General features: G+C 65.1%; 19 protein-coding genes. 8 read left to right on the top strand and 11 right to left on the bottom strand.

Annotated features, from left to right (window positions below):
• Positions 1 to 67 precede the first annotated feature (67 nt).
• Positions 68 to 1219 (bottom strand): mannose-1-phosphate guanylyltransferase, encoded by a 1152-nt coding sequence (locus LOC59_RS11355; protein WP_227895199.1) that lies wholly within the window; start codon positions 1217 to 1219, stop codon positions 68 to 70.
• Positions 1220 to 1446: 227 nt separating this feature from the next.
• Here LOC59_RS11355 and sdhC point away from each other — a divergent pair, with 227 nt between their 5' ends.
• The 5 genes from sdhC to LOC59_RS11380 all read left to right on the top strand — a co-directional run bounded on the left by sdhC (position 1447) and on the right by LOC59_RS11380 (position 5823).
• Positions 1447 to 1827: a succinate dehydrogenase, cytochrome b556 subunit gene (sdhC, locus tag LOC59_RS11360; RefSeq protein ID WP_227895200.1), complete on the top strand. Its 381-nt coding sequence runs from the start codon at positions 1447 to 1449 to the stop codon at positions 1825 to 1827.
• A 3-nt stretch (positions 1828 to 1830) separates the two neighbouring features.
• Positions 1831 to 2298, top strand: a complete 468-nt coding sequence (locus tag LOC59_RS11365; protein ID WP_227895201.1) for a succinate dehydrogenase hydrophobic membrane anchor subunit — start codon at positions 1831 to 1833, stop codon at positions 2296 to 2298.
• 64 nt (positions 2299 to 2362) lie between these two features.
• A complete protein-coding gene (sdhA, locus tag LOC59_RS11370; RefSeq protein WP_227895202.1) occupies positions 2363 to 4129 on the top strand; it encodes a succinate dehydrogenase flavoprotein subunit in 1767 nt (588 codons plus the stop codon).
• Positions 4129 to 4905 (top strand): succinate dehydrogenase iron-sulfur subunit, encoded by a 777-nt coding sequence (locus LOC59_RS11375; RefSeq protein ID WP_227895203.1) that lies wholly within the window; start codon positions 4129 to 4131, stop codon positions 4903 to 4905. Before sdhA ends, LOC59_RS11375 begins: the two co-directional genes overlap by 1 nt.
• A 126-nt stretch (positions 4906 to 5031) precedes the next feature.
• Positions 5032 to 5823: an alpha/beta hydrolase gene (locus LOC59_RS11380; protein ID WP_229972014.1), complete on the top strand. Its 792-nt coding sequence runs from the start codon at positions 5032 to 5034 to the stop codon at positions 5821 to 5823.
• Here the strand turns inward: LOC59_RS11380 and LOC59_RS11385 are convergent.
• The 4 genes from LOC59_RS11385 to LOC59_RS11400 form a co-directional block, all read right to left on the bottom strand.
• A complete protein-coding gene (locus tag LOC59_RS11385) occupies positions 5820 to 6317 on the bottom strand; it encodes a 2'-5' RNA ligase family protein (RefSeq protein ID WP_227895205.1) in 498 nt (165 codons plus the stop codon). The two genes, LOC59_RS11380 and LOC59_RS11385, sit on opposite strands and share 4 nt — an antisense overlap.
• Positions 6318 to 6406: 89 nt before the next feature.
• Positions 6407 to 7435: a tryptophan--tRNA ligase gene (gene trpS, locus LOC59_RS11390; RefSeq protein ID WP_229972016.1), complete on the bottom strand. Its 1029-nt coding sequence runs from the start codon at positions 7433 to 7435 to the stop codon at positions 6407 to 6409.
• 10 nt (positions 7436 to 7445) lie between these two features.
• Complete coding sequence (locus LOC59_RS11395) at positions 7446 to 8276, bottom strand: exodeoxyribonuclease III (protein ID WP_229972174.1); 831 nt, start codon at positions 8274 to 8276, stop codon at positions 7446 to 7448.
• A 96-nt stretch (positions 8277 to 8372) separates the two neighbouring features.
• On the bottom strand, positions 8373 to 8885 hold the full coding sequence (locus LOC59_RS11400) for a hypothetical protein (RefSeq protein ID WP_227895207.1): 513 nt from the start codon (positions 8883 to 8885) through the stop codon (positions 8373 to 8375).
• 136 nt (positions 8886 to 9021) lie between these two features.
• Here LOC59_RS11400 and LOC59_RS11405 point away from each other — a divergent pair, with 136 nt between their 5' ends.
• Entirely contained in the window at positions 9022 to 9549 is a 528-nt protein-coding gene (locus LOC59_RS11405) for an O-acetyl-ADP-ribose deacetylase (RefSeq protein ID WP_227895208.1), read from the top strand.
• A 9-nt stretch (positions 9550 to 9558) separates the two neighbouring features.
• On the opposite strand, the gene LOC59_RS11410 is transcribed toward LOC59_RS11405, so the two are convergent.
• Positions 9559 to 10419, bottom strand: coding sequence for a GAP family protein (locus LOC59_RS11410; protein WP_229972018.1), 861 nt, complete (start codon positions 10417 to 10419; stop codon positions 9559 to 9561).
• A gap of 126 nt (positions 10420 to 10545) precedes the next feature.
• Between LOC59_RS11410 and LOC59_RS11415 the strand changes: the two genes are divergently transcribed.
• Together LOC59_RS11415 and LOC59_RS11420 are read left to right on the top strand one after the other, a co-directional pair.
• Complete coding sequence (locus tag LOC59_RS11415; RefSeq protein WP_229972019.1) at positions 10546 to 11820, top strand: sensor histidine kinase; 1275 nt, start codon at positions 10546 to 10548, stop codon at positions 11818 to 11820.
• Positions 11817 to 12482, top strand: a complete 666-nt coding sequence (locus LOC59_RS11420) for a response regulator (protein WP_229972021.1) — start codon at positions 11817 to 11819, stop codon at positions 12480 to 12482. The genes LOC59_RS11415 and LOC59_RS11420 overlap by 4 nt, the downstream gene beginning before the upstream one ends.
• A 44-nt stretch (positions 12483 to 12526) precedes the next feature.
• On the opposite strand, the gene LOC59_RS11425 is transcribed toward LOC59_RS11420, so the two are convergent.
• From LOC59_RS11425 to glyA, 5 genes are all read right to left on the bottom strand, one after another.
• On the bottom strand, positions 12527 to 13360 hold the full coding sequence (locus LOC59_RS11425) for an ABC transporter permease (protein WP_229972023.1): 834 nt from the start codon (positions 13358 to 13360) through the stop codon (positions 12527 to 12529).
• Positions 13357 to 14229: an ABC transporter permease gene (locus tag LOC59_RS11430; protein WP_229972025.1), complete on the bottom strand. Its 873-nt coding sequence runs from the start codon at positions 14227 to 14229 to the stop codon at positions 13357 to 13359. The genes LOC59_RS11425 and LOC59_RS11430 overlap by 4 nt, the downstream gene beginning before the upstream one ends.
• Positions 14222 to 15190 (bottom strand): ABC transporter ATP-binding protein, encoded by a 969-nt coding sequence (locus LOC59_RS11435; RefSeq protein ID WP_227895214.1) that lies wholly within the window; start codon positions 15188 to 15190, stop codon positions 14222 to 14224. The genes LOC59_RS11430 and LOC59_RS11435 overlap by 8 nt, the downstream gene beginning before the upstream one ends.
• An 89-nt stretch (positions 15191 to 15279) precedes the next feature.
• Positions 15280 to 16218: a bifunctional methylenetetrahydrofolate dehydrogenase/methenyltetrahydrofolate cyclohydrolase gene (locus LOC59_RS11440; RefSeq protein ID WP_227895352.1), complete on the bottom strand. Its 939-nt coding sequence runs from the start codon at positions 16216 to 16218 to the stop codon at positions 15280 to 15282.
• Positions 16219 to 16238: 20 nt separating this feature from the next.
• Positions 16239 to 17522: a serine hydroxymethyltransferase gene (glyA, locus tag LOC59_RS11445; protein ID WP_423721464.1), complete on the bottom strand. Its 1284-nt coding sequence runs from the start codon at positions 17520 to 17522 to the stop codon at positions 16239 to 16241.
• Positions 17523 to 17585 lie beyond the last annotated feature (63 nt).

Here is a 17585-nt window from a genome sequence, read left to right on the forward strand (position 1 = left end):
CCTGCTCTGGCTTGCGGGAAACGGCCGGCATTAAGACTTTCCACATGCCAATTGCGCTAAGCGTGCCCTAAAGTACGTCGGTGTCTCCGCTGGCTTTCAGGTGCTCCACGGCCTTCTTTACTTCCTGGGCATGGTCCTTGGTGGTCACCAGCAGTGCATCCGGCGTGTCCACAATCACGACGTCTTCGATTCCGATCAGGGCGATAACCCGCTTGGTATCGGAGACGACGATGCCTGAGGCGTTCTCGGAATAGACGCGGGCGCCCTCTCCCAGCACGGTCAGCTCGCTGTTTTCCTCGGCGGGATTCAGCCGGCCGATCGCGGCGAAGTCCCCCACGTCGTCCCAGCTGAAGATTCCGGGGATCATCGCCACGTCGCCGGCAGCGGCAGCGGGCTCCGCAACGGCGTAGTCGATGGCGATCTTGGGCAGGGTGGGCCAGATCCGCAGCACTGTCTCGCGGCGGTTTTCCGTATCCCAGGCTTCTGCGATTTCCATGAGCCCTGCGTGCAGCTCAGGCTCGTTCTCAAGGAGGTGCTTCAGCATCAGTGCCACGGGGGCAACGAACATACCGGCGTTCCAGCTGTAGTTGCCGCTGCGCAGGTAGCTGCGGGCCGTGTCCTCGGAGGGCTTCTCCACGAATTCGACGACGGCGTGTGCGCTGGGCGCTCCGTCGATCGCCAGCGCTTCGCCCGCTTTGATGTAGCCGAATCCGGTGGACGGGTGCGTCGGATGGATGCCGATGGTGACGATATAGCCCTGGGCCGCAGTGTGGATCGCTTCCCGCACTGTCTCCTGGAAGACCTCCACGGGCGTAATCACCTGGTCGGCGGCGAACGAGCCCATGATGATCGAGGGATCGCGCTGGTAGAGGATGGCGGCAGCCAGCCCGATGGCGGCGGCGGAATCCTTGGGTTCGCTCTCCAGCACCAGGTTCTCGTGCTGGATCTCCGGCAGCTGCGCCAGCACGGCGGCTCGGTGGAGAGTTCCGGTCACGACCATCACGCGGTCATCGCTGAGCGGAGCCAGGCGGTCGTAGGTGGCACGGATCAAGGTGGAGCCCGAACCCGTCAGGTCATGCAGGAACTTTGGAGCGGCGGCGCGGGAAAGCGGCCAGAGCCTGGTTCCCACCCCACCTGCTGGAATCACACCGTAAAAGCGGTCGAAAACTTCGGCGTCCGGTGCCGCGCCCGGGTTCACATTTGTCATTTCAGTACTCATCAGTGCCAAGGTTAGCTGACCGGTCCCCTAAAGCCCCGGCAGCAGGCTGCCCTGGCACACTCCCCCGGGCGTCGCAGTGTAAGCCAGGTCACACCGTAGGGGAACCTAAATTGATCCCGGTCTCACCGGGACCTAGATTATGCTTGAGCCTATAAGTGCTCTCGCACCGGCGTCATCACTGCGTGGAAGACGCGCTAGCGCCGCTGCGATGCAGGGAGGAAAATTCAGTGTCGAAGTTACCAGCAGGCACGCTTTACCGCGGCCGCGAAGGCCAGTGGTCCTGGGTCGCCCATCGGATTACTGGCGTGGTGATCTTCTTCTTCCTTTTGGTCCACGTCCTGGATACCTCATTGGTGCGTGTGTCGCCCGAGGCTTACAACGTGGTCATCGGAGCGTACAAGAACCCCATCATGGGCCTCGGTGAGCTCGGCCTCGTCGCCGCCATCGTGTTCCACGCCTTCAACGGCCTCCGGGTGATTCTTATCGACTTCTGGAAGAAGGGTCCCAAGTACCAGCGCCAGATGCTGTGGGGCGTAGTCGGTCTGTGGCTCGTGACCATGATCGGTTTCTCCATCCGCCACCTTCCCATCGTTTTCGGGGGTCACTAAGCCATGAGCACTCCTTCAATTGAGGCCCCCCGGGCCGGACGCATCGCCCCGAAGTACACCCGCAACGGTTCGGGCAAGGGAAACTTCGAGATGATCGCATGGCTCTTCATGCGCATCTCCGGTGCACTGCTCGTCGTCCTGATCTTCACTCACCTCTTTATGAACCTGATGCTCGGTGACGGTATCCACGCCATCGACTTCGGTTTCGTTGCCGGCAAATGGGCCTCGCCCCTGTGGCAGGTCTGGGACCTGGTCATGCTGTGGCTGGCAATGCTTCACGGCACCAACGGTGTGCGCACGATCATCAATGACTACGCGGACAAGAACTCCACCCGCATGTGGCTCAAGACAGTCCTGTACTCCGCCACCGTCGTCATCATCGTTCTCGGCACCCTAGTGATCTTCACCTTCGATCCGTGCCCGGCCAACGCGACTCTGGACCAGCTGCCGTCCTTCTGCCCGGCACCCTAGCCCGGCAGCAACCGCAGCAACTCCCTAAGAGCTACACACAGTTTCAACAGAAAGAGCATCTGGTATGCAGGTCCATAAGTACGACGTCGTCATTGTCGGCGCCGGCGGCGCCGGTATGCGTGCCGCCATCGAATCCGGACAGCGCGCGCGGACGGCGGTACTGACCAAGCTGTACCCCACGCGTTCCCACACCGGAGCAGCGCAGGGCGGCATGTGCGCAGCACTGGCCAACGTAGAAGAAGACAACTGGGAATGGCACACCTTTGACACGGTCAAGGGCGGCGACTACCTGGTTGACCAGGACGCCGCGGAGGTCATGGCCAAGGAAGCCATCGACGCCGTGCTTGACCTGGAAAAGATGGGCCTGCCCTTCAACCGCACGCCGGAAGGCCGGATTGACCAGCGCCGGTTCGGCGGCCACACCCGCGACCACGGCAAGGCTCCGGTCCGCCGTGCCTGCTACGCCGCAGACCGCACCGGCCACATGATCCTCCAGACGCTCTACCAAAACTGCGTCAAGCACAACGTTGAGTTCTACAACGAGTACTACGTGCTGGACCTGCTGACGGTGACGGACAGCTTCGGCCAGAAGCGCACGGCCGGCGTCGTCTCCTATGACCTCGCCACCGGCGAACTGCACGTCTTCCAGGCCAAGTCCGTGGTGTTCGCCTCCGGCGGCGCCGGCAAGGTCTACAAGACCACGTCCAACGCGCACACGCTGACCGGTGATGGCATGGGCATCGCATTCCGCAAGGGCATCCCGCTGGAGGACATGGAGTTCATCCAGTTCCACCCGACCGGCCTCGCCGGCCTGGGCATCCTGCTTTCCGAAGCAGCCCGCGGCGAAGGAGCGATCCTGCGCAACTCCGAGGGTGAGCGCTTCATGGAGCGCTACGCCCCCACCATCAAGGACCTTGCCCCGCGTGACATCGTGGCCCGCTCCATGGCCAACGAAGTCCGTGAAGGCCGCGGCTGCGGACCGAACAAGGACTACGTCCTGCTCGACCTGACGCACCTGGAGCCGGCTCACATCGATGCCAAGCTCCCGGACATCACCGAGTTCGCCCGTACCTACCTTGGCGTGGAACCGTACACCGAGCCTGTGCCCGTCTTCCCGACTGCGCACTACGTCATGGGCGGCATTCCGACCAACATCAAGGCCGAAGTCCTGCAGGACAACGACACCGTGATTCCCGGCCTGTACGCTGCCGGCGAGGTGGCCTGCGTGTCCGTCCACGGCTCGAACCGCCTGGGCACCAACTCGCTGCTGGACATCAACGTGTTCGGCAAGCGTGCGGGCATCTACGCCGCCGAGTACGCGCTGCAGGCCGACTTCGTCGACCTGCCGGAGAACCCGGAAGCTGACACCGTGGCCCTGCTCGACATCGTGCGCAATTCCGAAGGCACCGAGCGTGTCTCCGAAATCCGCCGCGACCTGCAGAACACCATGGATGCCAACATGCAGGTGTTCCGCACGGCCGAGACGATCAACCAGACCCTCTCCGACATTGCAGATCTGGAAGAGCGCTACAAGAAGATCAACGTCCAGGACAAGGGCAAGCGCTTCAACCTTGACCTGCTGGAAGCCGTTGAACTTGGGTTCCTGCTGGAACTGGCAAAGGTCATGTCGGTAGCGGCCCTGCACCGTGAAGAGTCGCGCGGCGGCCACTTCCGCGAGGACTTCCCGGAGCGCGACGACGAGAAGTTCATGCTGCACTCCATGGCCTACAAGGTCGATGAAGCGGACAACGCCGAGCACACTGCAGGCATCCGGCTCGATACCAAGCCGGTTATTTTCACGCGCTACGAGCCGATGGTGAGGAAGTACTAATGACAACGGAAGTCGCTGAGCCGGCCTCGAAGATTGACCTTGCCGAATCCACGGCCGGTGAGATCCCCTCCTTCGACATCACGCTGAAGGTGCGCCGCTACAACCCCGAGGTCTCCGACGAGGCTCACTGGGATGAGTGGACACTGACCATGTACGGCACCGACCGCGTGCTCGATGCCCTGCACAAGGTCAAGTGGGAGCATGACGGTTCCGTGTCCTTCCGCCGCTCCTGCGCCCACGGCGTCTGCGGTTCCGATGCCATGCGCATCAACGGCCGCAACCGCCTTGCCTGCAAGACGCTGCTGAAGGACCTGGATACGTCCAAGCCCATCCTGGTTGAGCCCATCAAGGGCCTGCCGGTGGAGAAGGACCTGATCGTGGACATGGAGCCGTTCTTCCAGTCCTACCGCGAGATCATGCCGTTCCTCATCACCAAGGGCCACGAGCCGGCCAAGGAGCGTCTGCAGTCGGCCGAGGACCGTGAGCGTTTCGACGACACGACCAAGTGCATCCTCTGCGCCGCCTGCACCTCCTCCTGCCCCGTGTTCTGGACCGATGGACAGTACTTCGGCCCGGCAGCAATCGTGAACGCCCACCGCTTTATCTTCGACTCGCGTGACGACGCCGGAGACATGCGCCTGGAAATCCTGAACGACAAGGAAGGCGTGTGGCGCTGCCGCACCACCTTCAACTGCTCGGAAGCATGCCCCCGCGGCATCCAGGTCACCAAGGCGATTTCAGAGGTCAAGCAGGCCATCCTGAACCGCTCCATCTAGTTCAGGGCAGACTGCCATAAGGCGGCGGGCCTTCCGGATCTTTCCGGGGGCCCGCCGCCTTTTGCATGCGTTCAGTGCGCAGGCGTCCCCCGGGCACGCCTGCGCAGCAGCAGATAGGGTTGGGCCATGCCTGAGTTTGAATCCGTTTCCTTCCCCGGAACCAACGGGACCACACTGGCCGGCACGCTGGATATCCCTGACGGGGATCCCCTGGGCTGGGCCGTTTTCTGCCATGGCTTTGCCCTGGGCAAGAACAGTGCCGCCGCGTCCAGGATCTCCAAGGTCCTCTCGGAACATGCCATAGGCGTGCTTCGCTATGACGCTGCAGGGCTGGGCCGTTCGACCGGCAACTGGGAGGACGGGTCTTTCAGCACCAAGGTTGCCGACCTGCACAACGCGTTCGACTTCATGCGCTCAACGGGCCGTTCGCCCGCACTGCTGATTGGCCACTCGCTCGGAGGAGCCGCCGCGCTGGCCGCCGCGCCCGGCCTGTCCGGGCTGGCGGCGGTTGTGACGATCGCCGCGCCGTTCCGGCCGTCCCATGTTGCCCACCTCTTCGAGGACGAGCTGGAGAACATCGCTGCCCAGGGACAGGCCGACGTCGAAGTGGGCGGGCGGACCCTGACCATTCGGCATGAGCTGGTTCAGGACCTGCACCGGCACGACCTGGCCGGGTGCATCGCCTCCCTGGACATGCCCCTGCTGATCATGCACTCCCCCACTGACGGCACCGTGGGAATCGACAACGCCTCCGAGATCTTCCGGACGGCACGGCATCCGCGCAGCTTCATCTCCCTGGAAGGGGCCCAGCACCTCATGCCGGAACGGGAACAGACCACACGGGCGGCGGATATCATCGCCGCCTGGTCCGGCATCTACCTCCGGCAGGCACGTGAGCGAGCCGGTTCCGGAAGCTAGCCCCGCAGGACCATTTCTTCCCGCAGGACCCACAGGCCCTGCGGATCATGCTCGAAGACCCCGATGTGTCCGACAGTGAAGCTTGCCTCATAATCCCGGAGCGTGCTGACGGCGTCGTCCATGCTTGCTTCACTGACATCGTGCGCCACGGTGACGTGCGGGTGGTAGGGGTAGGGCATCTGGTGGTCCAGCGGACCGCTCTGCAGCTGCTGGTGCAGGCGTGAGCACTCCTCGAAGCCGTCAGCTACCTGCAGGTACACCACGGGCGTGACGGGACGGAAGGATGCCGCACCGCGCAGCGTCACCTTGAAGGGTGCCTGCTCCGCGGTGACCTGGCGGACGTGCTGCAGGGCCGAAGGCCAGTCCGAGGCCGGAGTGGTGGTCACCAGCGTGATGTGCGCCGGAATGACCGAGGCCATGGGATCACCGAAGGAAGCCCGCGCCCGGCGGAGCTCCGAGGCGATCGGTTCCGGCACGGGAATGACGATCCCCACCCAGCAGGCGCTTTCGGGCGCCCGCCTATCGCCGCCGCTGGCTGCGCCGGGTGAAGTTTGGACAGGCGAGTTCGTGTATCCCATAAGCCTTAGCCGGCGGTTGAACCCAGTGGCAGGAAACCCATTTTGTCGTACACATCGGCAAGTGTAGCCGACGCGGTTTCCCGGGCCTTCAACGCACCCTTGGCCAAGAGCCGGTCCAGCTCCGCCGGGTCGTCCAGGAGTTCAAGGGCACGTTCCCGGATGGGCCGGATGTGCTCCGTCACTGCGTCTGCGAGATCGACTTTCAGGTGTCCGTACATCTTCCCCTCGTACTCCTTCACCAAAGTTTCGATGCTTCGGCCGGTAATGAGTGAGTAAATGGAAAGCAGGTTCGAAACGCCCGGTTTGGCCTCGCGGTCAAACCGGATCTCCGTGCCGTCGTCCGTGACGGCCGACTTGATCCGCTTGGCAATGACCTTGTCCGGATCCAGCAAATTGATCAGTCCTGCCGGAGAAGCGGCGGACTTGGACATTTTGGCTGCGGGGTTCTGCAGGTCATAGATCTTCGCGGATTCCTTCTGGATGAAGGCCTCCGGGACGGTGAAGGTGTCTCCGTACCGGGTGTTGAAGCGCTTCGCCAGGTCCCGGCTGAGTTCCACGTGCTGGCGCTGGTCTTCGCCAACCGGCACACCGTGGGGCTGGTAGAGCAGGATGTCCGCGACCTGCAGGATCGGATAGGTGAACAGCCCAACGCTCGCGGCATCGGCACCGAATCGCTGCTGCTTGTCCTTGAACTGCGTCATACGGGATGCTTCGCCGAATCCGGTGATGCAGTTCAGTACCCAGGCCAGCTGTGCGTGTTCGGGGACCTGCGACTGGACGAACAGCGTTGCGCGCTCCGTGTCCACGCCTCCGGCGATGTACTGGGCAGCCGTCACGCGCGTCCGCTGGCGAAGGTCCGCAGGATCCTGTGGGACGGTAATCGCGTGCAGGTCGGGGATGAAGAAATAGGCGTCGTACTGTTCCTGCAGCCGGACCCAGTTCACCAGGGCGCCGAGATAGTTGCCAAGGTGCAGGGAGTCAGCCGAGGGCTGCATCCCGGAAAGGATGCGCTGGCGGACGGGGGTTTCGCTCATCGGGGGCACCTTAGAACTGGTAGTCGACCACGACGGGCGCGTGGTCTGAGAAGCGGGCATCGTACGTTTCAGCGCGGTCGACGACGGCGCTGACGGCGCGCTCGGCGAGTCCCGGAGTGGCCATGTGGTAATCAATGCGCCACCCGGCGTCATTGTCGAAAGCCTGTCCGCGCCAGGACCACCAGGTGTAGGGACCGGCTACCTCGCCGGCGAGCTTGCGTGCCACGTCGACGTAGCCGATTTCGTCACTGAAGAAACGGTCGAAATAGGCGCGTTCCTCCGGGAGGAAGCCTGCCCGCTTGACGTTGCCTTTCCAGTTCTTGATGTCGAGCGTGGTGTGGCCCACGTTCAGGTCGCCCACGATCAGGGCGTAGTCGCTGGTGGCAGCCAGCACCGGCAGCCGGGCAGCCATAACGTCCAGGAACCGGTACTTGTCATCCTGCTTGGGGGTTCCGGCTTCTCCGGAGTGCACGTAGGCGCTCACCACGGTCAGGATCTTCTCTTCGCCCTCGACCGGAACCTTGAAGTCAGCCTCGACCCAGCGTCCGGACAGTGCGAAGTAGTCTTCGCCGATGTGCTCACGCACCGCGACCGGCTCGTTCCGTGAAGCGATGGCAACACCGGCGCGGCCCTTGGCTTCGGCCTCGGCATGCAGGATGTGCCATTCATCGCCCAGCAGGTCCCGGACGATCGCATCCGGCGCCCGGACTTCCTGCAGGCAAAGAATGTCGATTTCCCGGTCAGCCAGCCACTCGGCCATGCCCCGTTTGTAGGCGGCACGGATGCCGTTGACGTTCACAGTTGCGATTCTCAGTGCGGGTTTTTCCCCTGCCGATGCCATGCTCACGCCAATAACCTTACCCTCCAGTAGCCTCTGGGTTCATCTGGGCCGGCGCCGCCTGGGACAGGCGCGCACCGGGTGCTCCGTGCCTGCGGATCAGTCGACCAGGGTGCCCTCTACCGGGCCGCTGTCGTCCTTCTTCATCATTCCCCGGGCATTGTGCGCGGTGATTTCAATGGTCTCGAGCGCGCGTGCCACTTGGTCGGAATCACTGCCGAGGTTGTCGCGGATCACCTTGGACTGGACCTGGATGATCTTGAAGCTGTGGTCCAGCTTCTGGTCGCGGATGGTCGTGGCCTCGTCCATCACCTGTACTGAAGGCGCGCCGCCTGCTGCACGGTTCAGCGAGTCCTGGGCTTCGGCGATCTTGGCACCGGCCTTGCGTGCGGCGCCGCGGATGCTGAAGACCACGAAGGCGAACAGGAGCAGCCACCCCAGGGAGATGATCACCACCAGCCAGCCAACGACGTCGTTCTCATTGGCAGCGAAGATGACGGCAACGATGAACACAAACACCATCACTGTGGTGCCGATGGTGGCCATCTTGCGGCTGATTCCCCTGCCGGGGCTGGATGCTGACGGCGTCTGGCCGTTACGGATGGACTGCATGGCATCATTCTCTCAAATTTTCCCGCGTGCTCCGCCCGCTTACCCCTACGGCGAAAACGCCCTCGTGCGGGGGAACGGGGTGCATGCCTCCAGGGAGCTGTTGCCCGGGACCGGTCCGTGCTGGAAGGCTGGGGCGATGGAGATAGCGCTGGTCACCGGAGACATTACGCGTCGTAACGTGCAAGCCGTGGTCAACGCGGCTAATTCCTCGCTTTTGGGCGGAGGAGGAGTCGACGGCGCCATCCACCGCGCCGCCGGCCCGGAACTGCTGGAAGCGTGCCGGAAGCTGCGCGAGGAAACCTACCCTGGCGGGCTGCCCGTAGGCGAGGCCGTCGCGACCGAGGGCTTTGGATTACCGGCGCGCTGGGTCATCCACACTGTGGGCCCGAACGCCCGGGCGGGGCAGACCGACCCGGAGCTGCTGCGGGCCGCGTTCGCCAACAGCCTCCAGACGGCGGTCTCGCTTGGTGCGTCGAGTGTGGCGTTCCCCGCCATCAGCGCGGGTGTCTATGGCTGGGACGCCCGTGACGTGGCAGAAATCGGGCTGCGGACCGTCAGGGAGCATCCCGGCAACGGAATCGAGACCGTGGAGTTCGTCCTGTTCAGCGATCCCGTTGCCCAGGTGTTCCGTACGGTCCTGGCTGACCTGGATTCCCGGGACTGAGGACAGGCCCTAGCCGCCGAAGGGGTTCCATGATGCACCGGGGAAGAGCCCAGCGAGCCCTGCCCGCAACAGCAGGAACCCCACGATTCCCACAATCCAGAGCGCCGCTTCCCCCGAGGCCTTGGTGAGCCAGGCGCGCAGCCGCTCCAGCGGTCCGTCCAGGTGCCTGCCGAGCAGCCAACGGGAGAGAAGCAGGAGCAGGGCCGGCAGCAGCATCACTGCGCAGTAGGCCAGCAGGATCCCGGCTGAGGCGGACCATCCCGTTCCTGACGCGGTCACCAGTCCCACAGCGGCCAGGTACGGCAGCATGGTGGGCAGCTCCAGCACTCCGGCAAGCAGAGCGAGTCCCAGCAGTCCTCCCCTGGAGTCCAGGGCCTTGCCGATCCGGGACTGCCAGCGGTTTTCTGCCGCCTGCGAGCGCCGGGCTGCGGCGGATACGCGGGCACTGTCCGGCTGGGTGGTTCCGGCATCTGGAACGCTGCCGGGAACACTGCCGGGAATATTGGCGCGGCCATTTCCCGACGCCGCAACCGGGGCCGCGGGACTGTTCCCTTTGCTGCCGGTGTCTTTGAAAGACCAGAGGAGCATGCCCGCCCCTGCGGCAACCATCACCGTCTGCACGGCTGGGGTCTCCAGCAGTGCGCCCGCTCCTCGGCCCAGAATCCGCCCCAGTCCGCCCGCGCCGGAGAGCAGCACTATCCCTGCGAGGAAATAGAACACGCCCACAGCCGCAAGATAGGCTGCCACCTTTCCCGTGGTCTTTCCGGCATCCCGGCGCAGCAGAAGCCACACCGGTATGACCAGTGTGCCGATGCTGGTGCTGTCTATCAGGGCAAGTATGCCCAGCTGAAGAAGGGTTTCCGGCGTCATGGCCCCCACTCTTCCGCGCCGGGGGCGTGCGCGAATCCGGCCTTCGTTGCAGTTGCCGTCATCCTTTGGTGCCATGGCAGGGCGATCCCGCTTGGCTGCGCCGGGTGCCCGCGTCAGGATGGAGGGATGAACTACTCCTGGGACAGGCCCTCCCCTGCCCGCCGGATCCAGCGCGAAGACGCCCTGCTCGCCGTCGGCTATGCCGCCCTGGCCTGGCTGCTGCATTCCCTGGACCTCACTGCCACCGGTTCTCCGCTGGTACCGGGGCTGGCGCCGTGGTGGCCGGCCCTGACCGTGATCGGCTGTGCCGCGGTCCTGCTGCGCCGCAGGCAGACTGCCGTAATGGTAACTGTCTGCTTCGCGGCGGCGGTTGCACTGGTGCTGGCGAACAGCGCGGCCGGGTTGTTCCTGGCTTTTGAGGCGGTCTTCTCGCTGGTGCTGTTCGGCTCCGCCCGGGCCGCCCGTGCTGCGGAAGTCAGTGTCCTGGTGCTCTGCGGGGCTTCAGGCGCTGCTGCCTGGGCACTGACCGGGGACCTGCGCGACGGCGTCACAGTGATCCTGCTGACCGGCATGGTGCTGCTCCTCCCGGCTGAATGGGCCTCCAACCTGCGCAAGGCTGCCCAGCTTGCGGAGAGCGAAAGTGCACGGGCGGCCGCGATCCGTTCTGCCGCCCGTGACCAGGAACGGCTCGCTGCCCGGGAACATGAACTGGCACTGGCCGCCGAACGGCAGGACATGGCGAGGGAACTTCACGATGTGCTGTCCTCGCGGCTCTCCGCGATCGCCCTGCAGTCCGGCGCTGCGCTGCGCAGTCCCGCCGGCAGCAGCCTGCCGGTGGAGGTCTTGGGGCATGTGCGCCGGGAGAGCGTAAAAGGCCTGGAGGAGCTCAACGGGATGATCCGAACGCTCAGCAGCGGTGTCCCCCGGCCCCTGGCCGGCAGCGTGTTGGACCTGGACGCCGTCGTCGACGGGCACCGGGCAGCAGGAATGGACGTCAGCTGGTCCAACCGGCTGGACCGCCCGGAGGAGCTGCCTTCGCCGTTGCAGGCTGCGGTCTACCGGATAGCGGTGGAGGCGCTGGTGAACGCGGCCCGCCATACCGACGGCGCCAGGGTGCGTATGCTGCTCGAGCGTGCTCCCGGCGGCATCCGCCTGGTGGTGCAGGACGACGGCGGCAGCCACCCCGGCCGGTCGGCCGGCTCCCCCGCCCTCGCCGGAACGGGGACCGGGGTACCGAGCATGCTGGCACGTGCCGGGCAGCTTGGCGGCCGTGCCTGGGCCGGACCCGCAGCATCAGGCAGAGGCTGGACGGTTGAGGCGACCCTCCCGGCAGACGGATCACAGCTGCCGGAACCTCTGCCCGGCCAGGGAAACATCGGCACAGAAGGAACAAAGGTATGAGCGGGGACATTCGGGTACTGCTGGCGGATGACCATGCCGCGATCCGGCTGGGCATACGCATGGTCCTGGAAACCGAGCCCGGATTCGCGGTGGTCGGCGAGGCGGCCGACGGCGCCACAGCCGTGCGCATGGCGCAGGCGCTGGCCCCGGACGTTGTCCTGATGGACCTGAGGATGCCGGTTATGGACGGCGTTCAGGCGACCGCGGCAATTGCCGGTGCCGGAATCTCAAAGGTCGTGGCGCTGACTACCTTCGACCACGATTCCTATTTGTTCGGCGTCCTCTCCGCCGGTGCCGCAGGCTTCCTGCTCAAGACGGCTGAACCGGCGGAAATCACGACGGCGCTGCGCCGGGTACACGAAGGCGGCACCGTGATTGCCCCGGAGGTCGCCGGGCGGCTGGTGGACGCCTTTGTCTCCGGCCGGAAAGATGCCGCGGAGGCTTCCCCTGCGGCGAAGGAGCAGTTCCCGGAGCCGGAGCTGACTGCCCGTGAAGTGGAAGTCCTGGATTGCCTGGCGGAGGGCCTGAGCAACGTCCGGATCGCGCGCAAACTGGGCATCTCGGAAACCACGGTGAAGACCCATGTGTCCCGCGTACTGGCCAAGCTGGGAGTCGAGTCCCGGCTGCAGGCAGCGCTTGCCGCGCGTGTCCGCACGGCCTGACTGGCAGCGCCGGGAGCCGGACCACAGGGACACCTCCGCAACCGCTATTTCAGGAAGAGTGCTTCCAGGCGCCGGGTCGTGATGACCAGGCCAAAACCGATCATCACCACGAAGTAGAGCAGGTGTCCCGCGGTGGCCAGGGACAGTGCGCCTGCGCTGATCTGGCGCAGCATTTCCACACCGTGCCACAGCGGCAGCGCCTGGATCAGCCACTGCACAGCCTGCGGGTAGACGCTCAGCGGATAGAACGTCGCGGAGAACAGGAACATCGGCAGCATCACGAAGCTGATCCAGTCCAGCTGCTGGAAGGTCTTCATGTAGCTGGTGATGGCCATGCCGATGGAGGCGAAACCGAAGGCCACCACGACGGCGGCCGGAATCATCAGCAGGGCCGCGGGTGAACTGACCAGGCCCATGGCAGCCATGACCGCCGTGAAGCCGGTCGCGTACATGGCGCCGCGCAGCAGGGCGAGCAGGATCTCCCCCAGCGCCACGTCCAGCGGTCCGAGGGATGTGGCCAGCATGCCCTCGTAAAGCCGCGCGAAGTTCAGCTTGAAGAACACGTTCATGGTGGAGTCGTAGATCGCGCCGTTCATCGCGGAAACGGCCAGCAGGGCCGGAGCGATGTACGCGGCATAGCTAATCTGTTCGCCGCCCGGCCCGGCCACGGTTCCAATCAGCGAGCCGAGGCCGATTCCCATAGCCAGCAGGTACAGGACCGGTTCGACGAAGCCGCTGATCATAATCGACCAGTTGCTTCCCCAGGTGGCCTTCAGCCCGCGGGCAAAGACCGCACGGATGTTTCGGGCGTAGAGGGAACCCAGGATCCGCTGCTGCGGTTCGAGGATGCCCGCACGGTTGGTTGCGTGCGCGCTCATGCGCCGAGCCTTCCCGTAAAGATGCGCCGGGCGAGCAGCCAGCCGGCCACCGCCAGCACCAGCAGGTACGCACCGTGCACGGCCGTCAGCCAGACCGGCTCGGTGATCCCGTAGCTGAACATCCGGCCCAGTTCCGTCGCGTGCCAGAGGGGCGAAATCCAGCCGATCCAGCGGATGACCAGCGGCAGGGTGTCCAGCGGAAAGAAGGTCCCCGAGAAGAGGAAGAGCGGCATCACGATGAAACGCTGCACCATGGCGAACTGCCCGCGGTCGTCCTGGATGGAAGCGCTGTAGGCCATCAGCGGCAGGCCGAACGCGAGCCCGCCCAGGATCGCTGTGAGGATCATCAGCCACGCGGTTCCCGGATTCCCCACCGCTCCGAAGAGCAGCAGGAAGATGAAATAGGCGCCGCAGGTGATGAGCAGCCGCACGCCCAGTCCAAGGGCATGGCCGTCCACGAGCTGGCCGCTGGACAGCGGCGAGGCGTTGGGTCCGTAGTAGGTGCGCCGCCATTTGAAGCCGGACATCACCGTGTAGGTGTTCTCCTCGGCGGACACCATGATCGCCGCGGTTGCCAGGAGTGCCGGCGCAACGAACATCAGGTAGGAGACGGACGCGCCGTTCCCGGCGTCGAACGCTGCGTTGGTTCCCGTATCCACCAGGGTGGCCAGGCCCACGCCCATGCCAAACAGGTAGACCAGCGGGGTGCCGACGGCGGTGACCAGGACTGTCCAGCCGTAGCCGCGCATGCGGCGCAGCCAGTGCTCGGCGTAGTAGACCGGGCCGAACCGGCGTGCGCGGCGGGCAGCTTCCTCCGGCGTCAGCGGTGACCGCAGGCCCAGGACGGCATGGGTTTGCTGCTCAGTCAACGAGGCTCCTGCCGGTCAGCCGGAGGAAGACGTCCTCCAGCGAAGAGCGGCGGACCAGGGACGTGATGGGCCGCAGGCCGCGGCCGGTGACGGCTTCAAGGGCAGCCTCGCCGTCCTCGGCGTAGATCAGCACCCGGTCCGGCAGCGTCTCAATGCGCTCACCGATACCGTCCAGCTCGGAGGCGACCGTGGTGTTCCGTTCCGAGCCGAAGCGCAGCTCGACGACTTCGCGGGAGGAGTGGTTGCGGATCAGGGCTGCCGGAGAGCCTTCGGCCATGATGGTGCCCTTGTCCACGACAATCAGCCGGTCACAGAGCTGTTCGGCTTCATCCATGTAGTGGGTGGTGAGGATGAGGGTGACTCCGGCTTCCTTGAGCCGGAAGAGCCGGTCCCACAGGATGTGCCGTGCCTGCGGATCCAGGCCCGTGGTCGGCTCATCCAACAGCAGGATCTTGGGATCGTTGATCAGGGACCGGGCGATGGTGAGCCTGCGCTTCATGCCGCCGGACAGGTCGTCCACCCGTGCCCTGGCTTTGTCGGTGAGCTGCGCGAACTCCAGCAGTTCGTCTGCCTTGGGCTGAAGGTAGCTCTTGGGCAGCCCGAAGTACCGTCCGTAAGCCAGGAGGTTGTCCCGCACCCGGAGATCCTCATCCAGGTTGTCCTGCTGCGGAACCACACCGAGGTGGGCCCTGACTTCGGGGCCGTTGCGGTCAGGGTCCAGCCCCATGATCCGCAGGTCACCGGAGGTGCGCTTGGAGACGCCGCCGATCATCTTCATGGTCGTTGACTTGCCGGCACCGTTGGGGCCCAGCAGGCCGAACGCCTCCCCCGCCGGAACGTCGAAGCTGATGCCGTCAACGGCGGTGAAATCGCCGTATGACTTGGTCAGGCCGGACGCCGAAATGACGATGTCCTGCAGGCTGTCCGCTATGGGGCTGGCTGACGAGGTGATCTGGGGCACCCGGACAGCATAGTGCAGACGCCGAAGGCCTGTGCATCCGGCGCGCACAGGCCTTCAAACGGAAATCCAGCCCGTTGCCGGGACGGCGGTTAGGCGCCCGGCAGGATTCCCACGCGGCGTTCGGCTGCCTCAACAACGTTGGCGAGCAGCATGGCCCGGGTCATCGGCCCGACGCCGCCGGGGTTGGGCGAGATCCAGGAAGCCACCGCGGCTGCATCCTTTTCGACATCTCCGCTGAGCGTGGTCTTCCCGGTTTCCGGATCGGTGATCCGCGTGACGCCGACGTCCAGGACAATCGCTCCGGGCTTCAGTTCAGCGGCCTTGACCATCCCCGGGAATCCGGCCGCGGCCACAACCACGTCGGCCTCGGCAAGGAGTTCGGGCAGGTTTACCGTGCCGGTGTGGGCCAGGGTGACCGTGGCGTTGATCGGCCGGCGGGTGAGCAGCAGTCCCAGCGGGCGGCCGACGGTCACGCCGCGTCCGATGACCAGCACGTTCTTGCCGGTCAGCGCGATCCCGTTGCGGACCAGCAGCTGCACGATTCCGTGCGGAGTGCAGGGCAGCGGAGAGGTCATTGCGTCGGACACGTTGAGCACCAGCCGGCCCAGGTTCACCGGATGCAGCCCGTCGGCATCCTTCTCCGGAGCGATGCGTTCCAGGATGGCGTTGGTGTCCAGGTGCTTCGGCAGCGGCAGCTGCACGATGTAACCCGTGACGGCCGGATCCTCGTTCAGCTCGTCGATGGCTTTCTCGAGCTCTTCCTGGGTGATGTCCTCAGGCAGGTCGCGGCGGATGGAATTGATTCCCACCTGCGCGCAGTCCTTGTGCTTGCCGCCCACATAGGAGTGGCTCGCCGGGTCGTCTCCCACCAGGACGGTGGCAAGTCCCGGGGTGATGCCGTGCTCGTCCTTCAGGACCTGGATCCGCTGGGCAAGCTCTTCCTTGATGTCCTTGGCCGCCTGGATCCCGTCCAGCTTCCGGGCGGTCTGCGGCGCCTGCGTGGTTTCTTCCTCCACCGGGCCCTCCATATTCGTACCCTTTTCCACGATTACCACTGCTCCTGTCCGGGGTAGAGCGGGAAGTTATCTGCCAGGGCCGAGACGCGGCGGGACAGCGCTTCGGTGTCCGGTGCCGGCTTCAGCGCGGTGGCAATGATGTCCGCAACCTCGGTGAACTCCGCTGCGCCGAAGCCGCGGGTTGCCAGCGCCGGGGTGCCGATCCGCAGGCCGGAGGTGACCATCGGCGGGCGGGGGTCGAACGGAATGGAGTTGCGGTTGACCGTGATGCCAACGGAGTGCAGCAGGTCTTCGGCCTGCTTGCCGTCCAGTTCGGAATTGCGCAGGTCCACCAGGATGAGGTGGACGTCCGTGCCTCCGGTCAGGACCGAAACTCCGTGCTCGGCGACGTCCGGGGCGCTGAGGCGTTCGGCGACGATCCGGGCGCCCTCAAGGACACGTTCCTGGCGTTCACGGAATTCCTCGGAACCGGCAACCTTGAAGGCCACGGCCTTGGCTGCAATGACGTGCATCAGGGGTCCGCCCTGCTGGCCCGGGAACACGCTGGAGTTGATCTTCTTGCCGAACTCTTCCTTGGCGAGGATCACGCCCGAGCGCGGACCGGCGAGGGTCTTGTGCACGGTGGAGGTGACGACGTCGGAATGCGGGACGGGGGTTGGGTGCAGTCCGGCGGCGACAAGGCCGGCGAAGTGGGCCATGTCGGTCCACAGGTAGGCACCGACTTCGTCCGCGATGGAGCGGAAGGCAGCGAAGTCCAGCTGGCGCGGGTAGGCGGACCAGCCGGCAATGATGACCTGCGGGCGCTCGGCAAGGGCCTGCTCCCGCACCTTATCCATGTCGACCCGGTAGGTCTTGTCATCGACGCCGTACGCAGCAACCTCATAGAGCTTGCCGGAGAAGTTCAGCTTCATGCCGTGCGTCAGGTGCCCGCCGTGGGCCAGGTTCAGGCCCATGATCTTGTCTCCGGGCTTGATCAGCGCGGACAGTGCAGCTGCGTTGGCCTGGGCACCGGAGTGCGGCTGGACGTTGGCGAACTCAGCACCGAACAGGGCCTTGACCCGTTCGATCGCAAGGTTTTCCGCCACGTCGACCTGCTCACAGCCGCCGTAGTAACGGCGTCCGGGATAACCCTCGGCGTACTTGTTGGTGAGGACGGAGCCCTGCGCTTCCAGGACGGCGCGCGGGGCAAAGTTCTCTGATGCGATCATTTCCAGCGTGTTGCGCTGGCGGGCCAGTTCTCCGTCGAGCACGGCTGCAATCTCCGGGTCTACCTCGGAGAGGGGCGCATTGGTGACGGGCTGGGTGGATAGTCTCACGTGGATCTCCTGGGGAAGGGTGTTCTATAGGTCAGGCTACCTGCCGGGCACCCCCGGGTTCCG

The sequence above is a fragment of the Arthrobacter sp. zg-Y916 genome, from assembly GCF_020907385.1.
GTDB lineage: Bacteria > Actinomycetota > Actinomycetes > Actinomycetales > Micrococcaceae > Arthrobacter_B > Arthrobacter_B caoxuetaonis.

What these genes read in the sequence shown, in the direction of transcription:
- LOC59_RS11405 (WP_227895208.1), top strand. Translation starts at nt 9,022, where the DNA reads ATGGAGATAGCGCTGGTCACCGGAGACATTACGCGTCGTAACGTGCAA.
- LOC59_RS11380 (WP_229972014.1), top strand. Translation starts at nt 5,032, where the DNA reads ATGCCTGAGTTTGAATCCGTTTCCTTCCCCGGAACCAACGGGACCACA.
- LOC59_RS11355 (WP_227895199.1), bottom strand. Translation starts at nt 1,219, where the DNA reads ATGAGTACTGAAATGACAAATGTGAACCCGGGCGCGGCACCGGACGCC.
- LOC59_RS11440 (WP_227895352.1), bottom strand. Translation starts at nt 16,218, where the DNA reads ATGGAGGGCCCGGTGGAGGAAGAAACCACGCAGGCGCCGCAGACCGCC.
- LOC59_RS11425 (WP_229972023.1), bottom strand. Translation starts at nt 13,360, where the DNA reads ATGAGCGCGCACGCAACCAACCGTGCGGGCATCCTCGAACCGCAGCAG.
- sdhA (WP_227895202.1), top strand. Translation starts at nt 2,363, where the DNA reads ATGCAGGTCCATAAGTACGACGTCGTCATTGTCGGCGCCGGCGGCGCC.
- LOC59_RS11375 (WP_227895203.1), top strand. Translation starts at nt 4,129, where the DNA reads ATGACAACGGAAGTCGCTGAGCCGGCCTCGAAGATTGACCTTGCCGAA.
- LOC59_RS11415 (WP_229972019.1), top strand. Translation starts at nt 10,546, where the DNA reads ATGAACTACTCCTGGGACAGGCCCTCCCCTGCCCGCCGGATCCAGCGC.
- LOC59_RS11410 (WP_229972018.1), bottom strand. Translation starts at nt 10,419, where the DNA reads ATGACGCCGGAAACCCTTCTTCAGCTGGGCATACTTGCCCTGATAGAC.
- LOC59_RS11365 (WP_227895201.1), top strand. Translation starts at nt 1,831, where the DNA reads ATGAGCACTCCTTCAATTGAGGCCCCCCGGGCCGGACGCATCGCCCCG.
- LOC59_RS11420 (WP_229972021.1), top strand. Translation starts at nt 11,817, where the DNA reads ATGAGCGGGGACATTCGGGTACTGCTGGCGGATGACCATGCCGCGATC.
- LOC59_RS11400 (WP_227895207.1), bottom strand. Translation starts at nt 8,885, where the DNA reads ATGCAGTCCATCCGTAACGGCCAGACGCCGTCAGCATCCAGCCCCGGC.
- LOC59_RS11395 (WP_229972174.1), bottom strand. Translation starts at nt 8,276, where the DNA reads ATGGCATCGGCAGGGGAAAAACCCGCACTGAGAATCGCAACTGTGAAC.
- trpS (WP_229972016.1), bottom strand. Translation starts at nt 7,435, where the DNA reads ATGAGCGAAACCCCCGTCCGCCAGCGCATCCTTTCCGGGATGCAGCCC.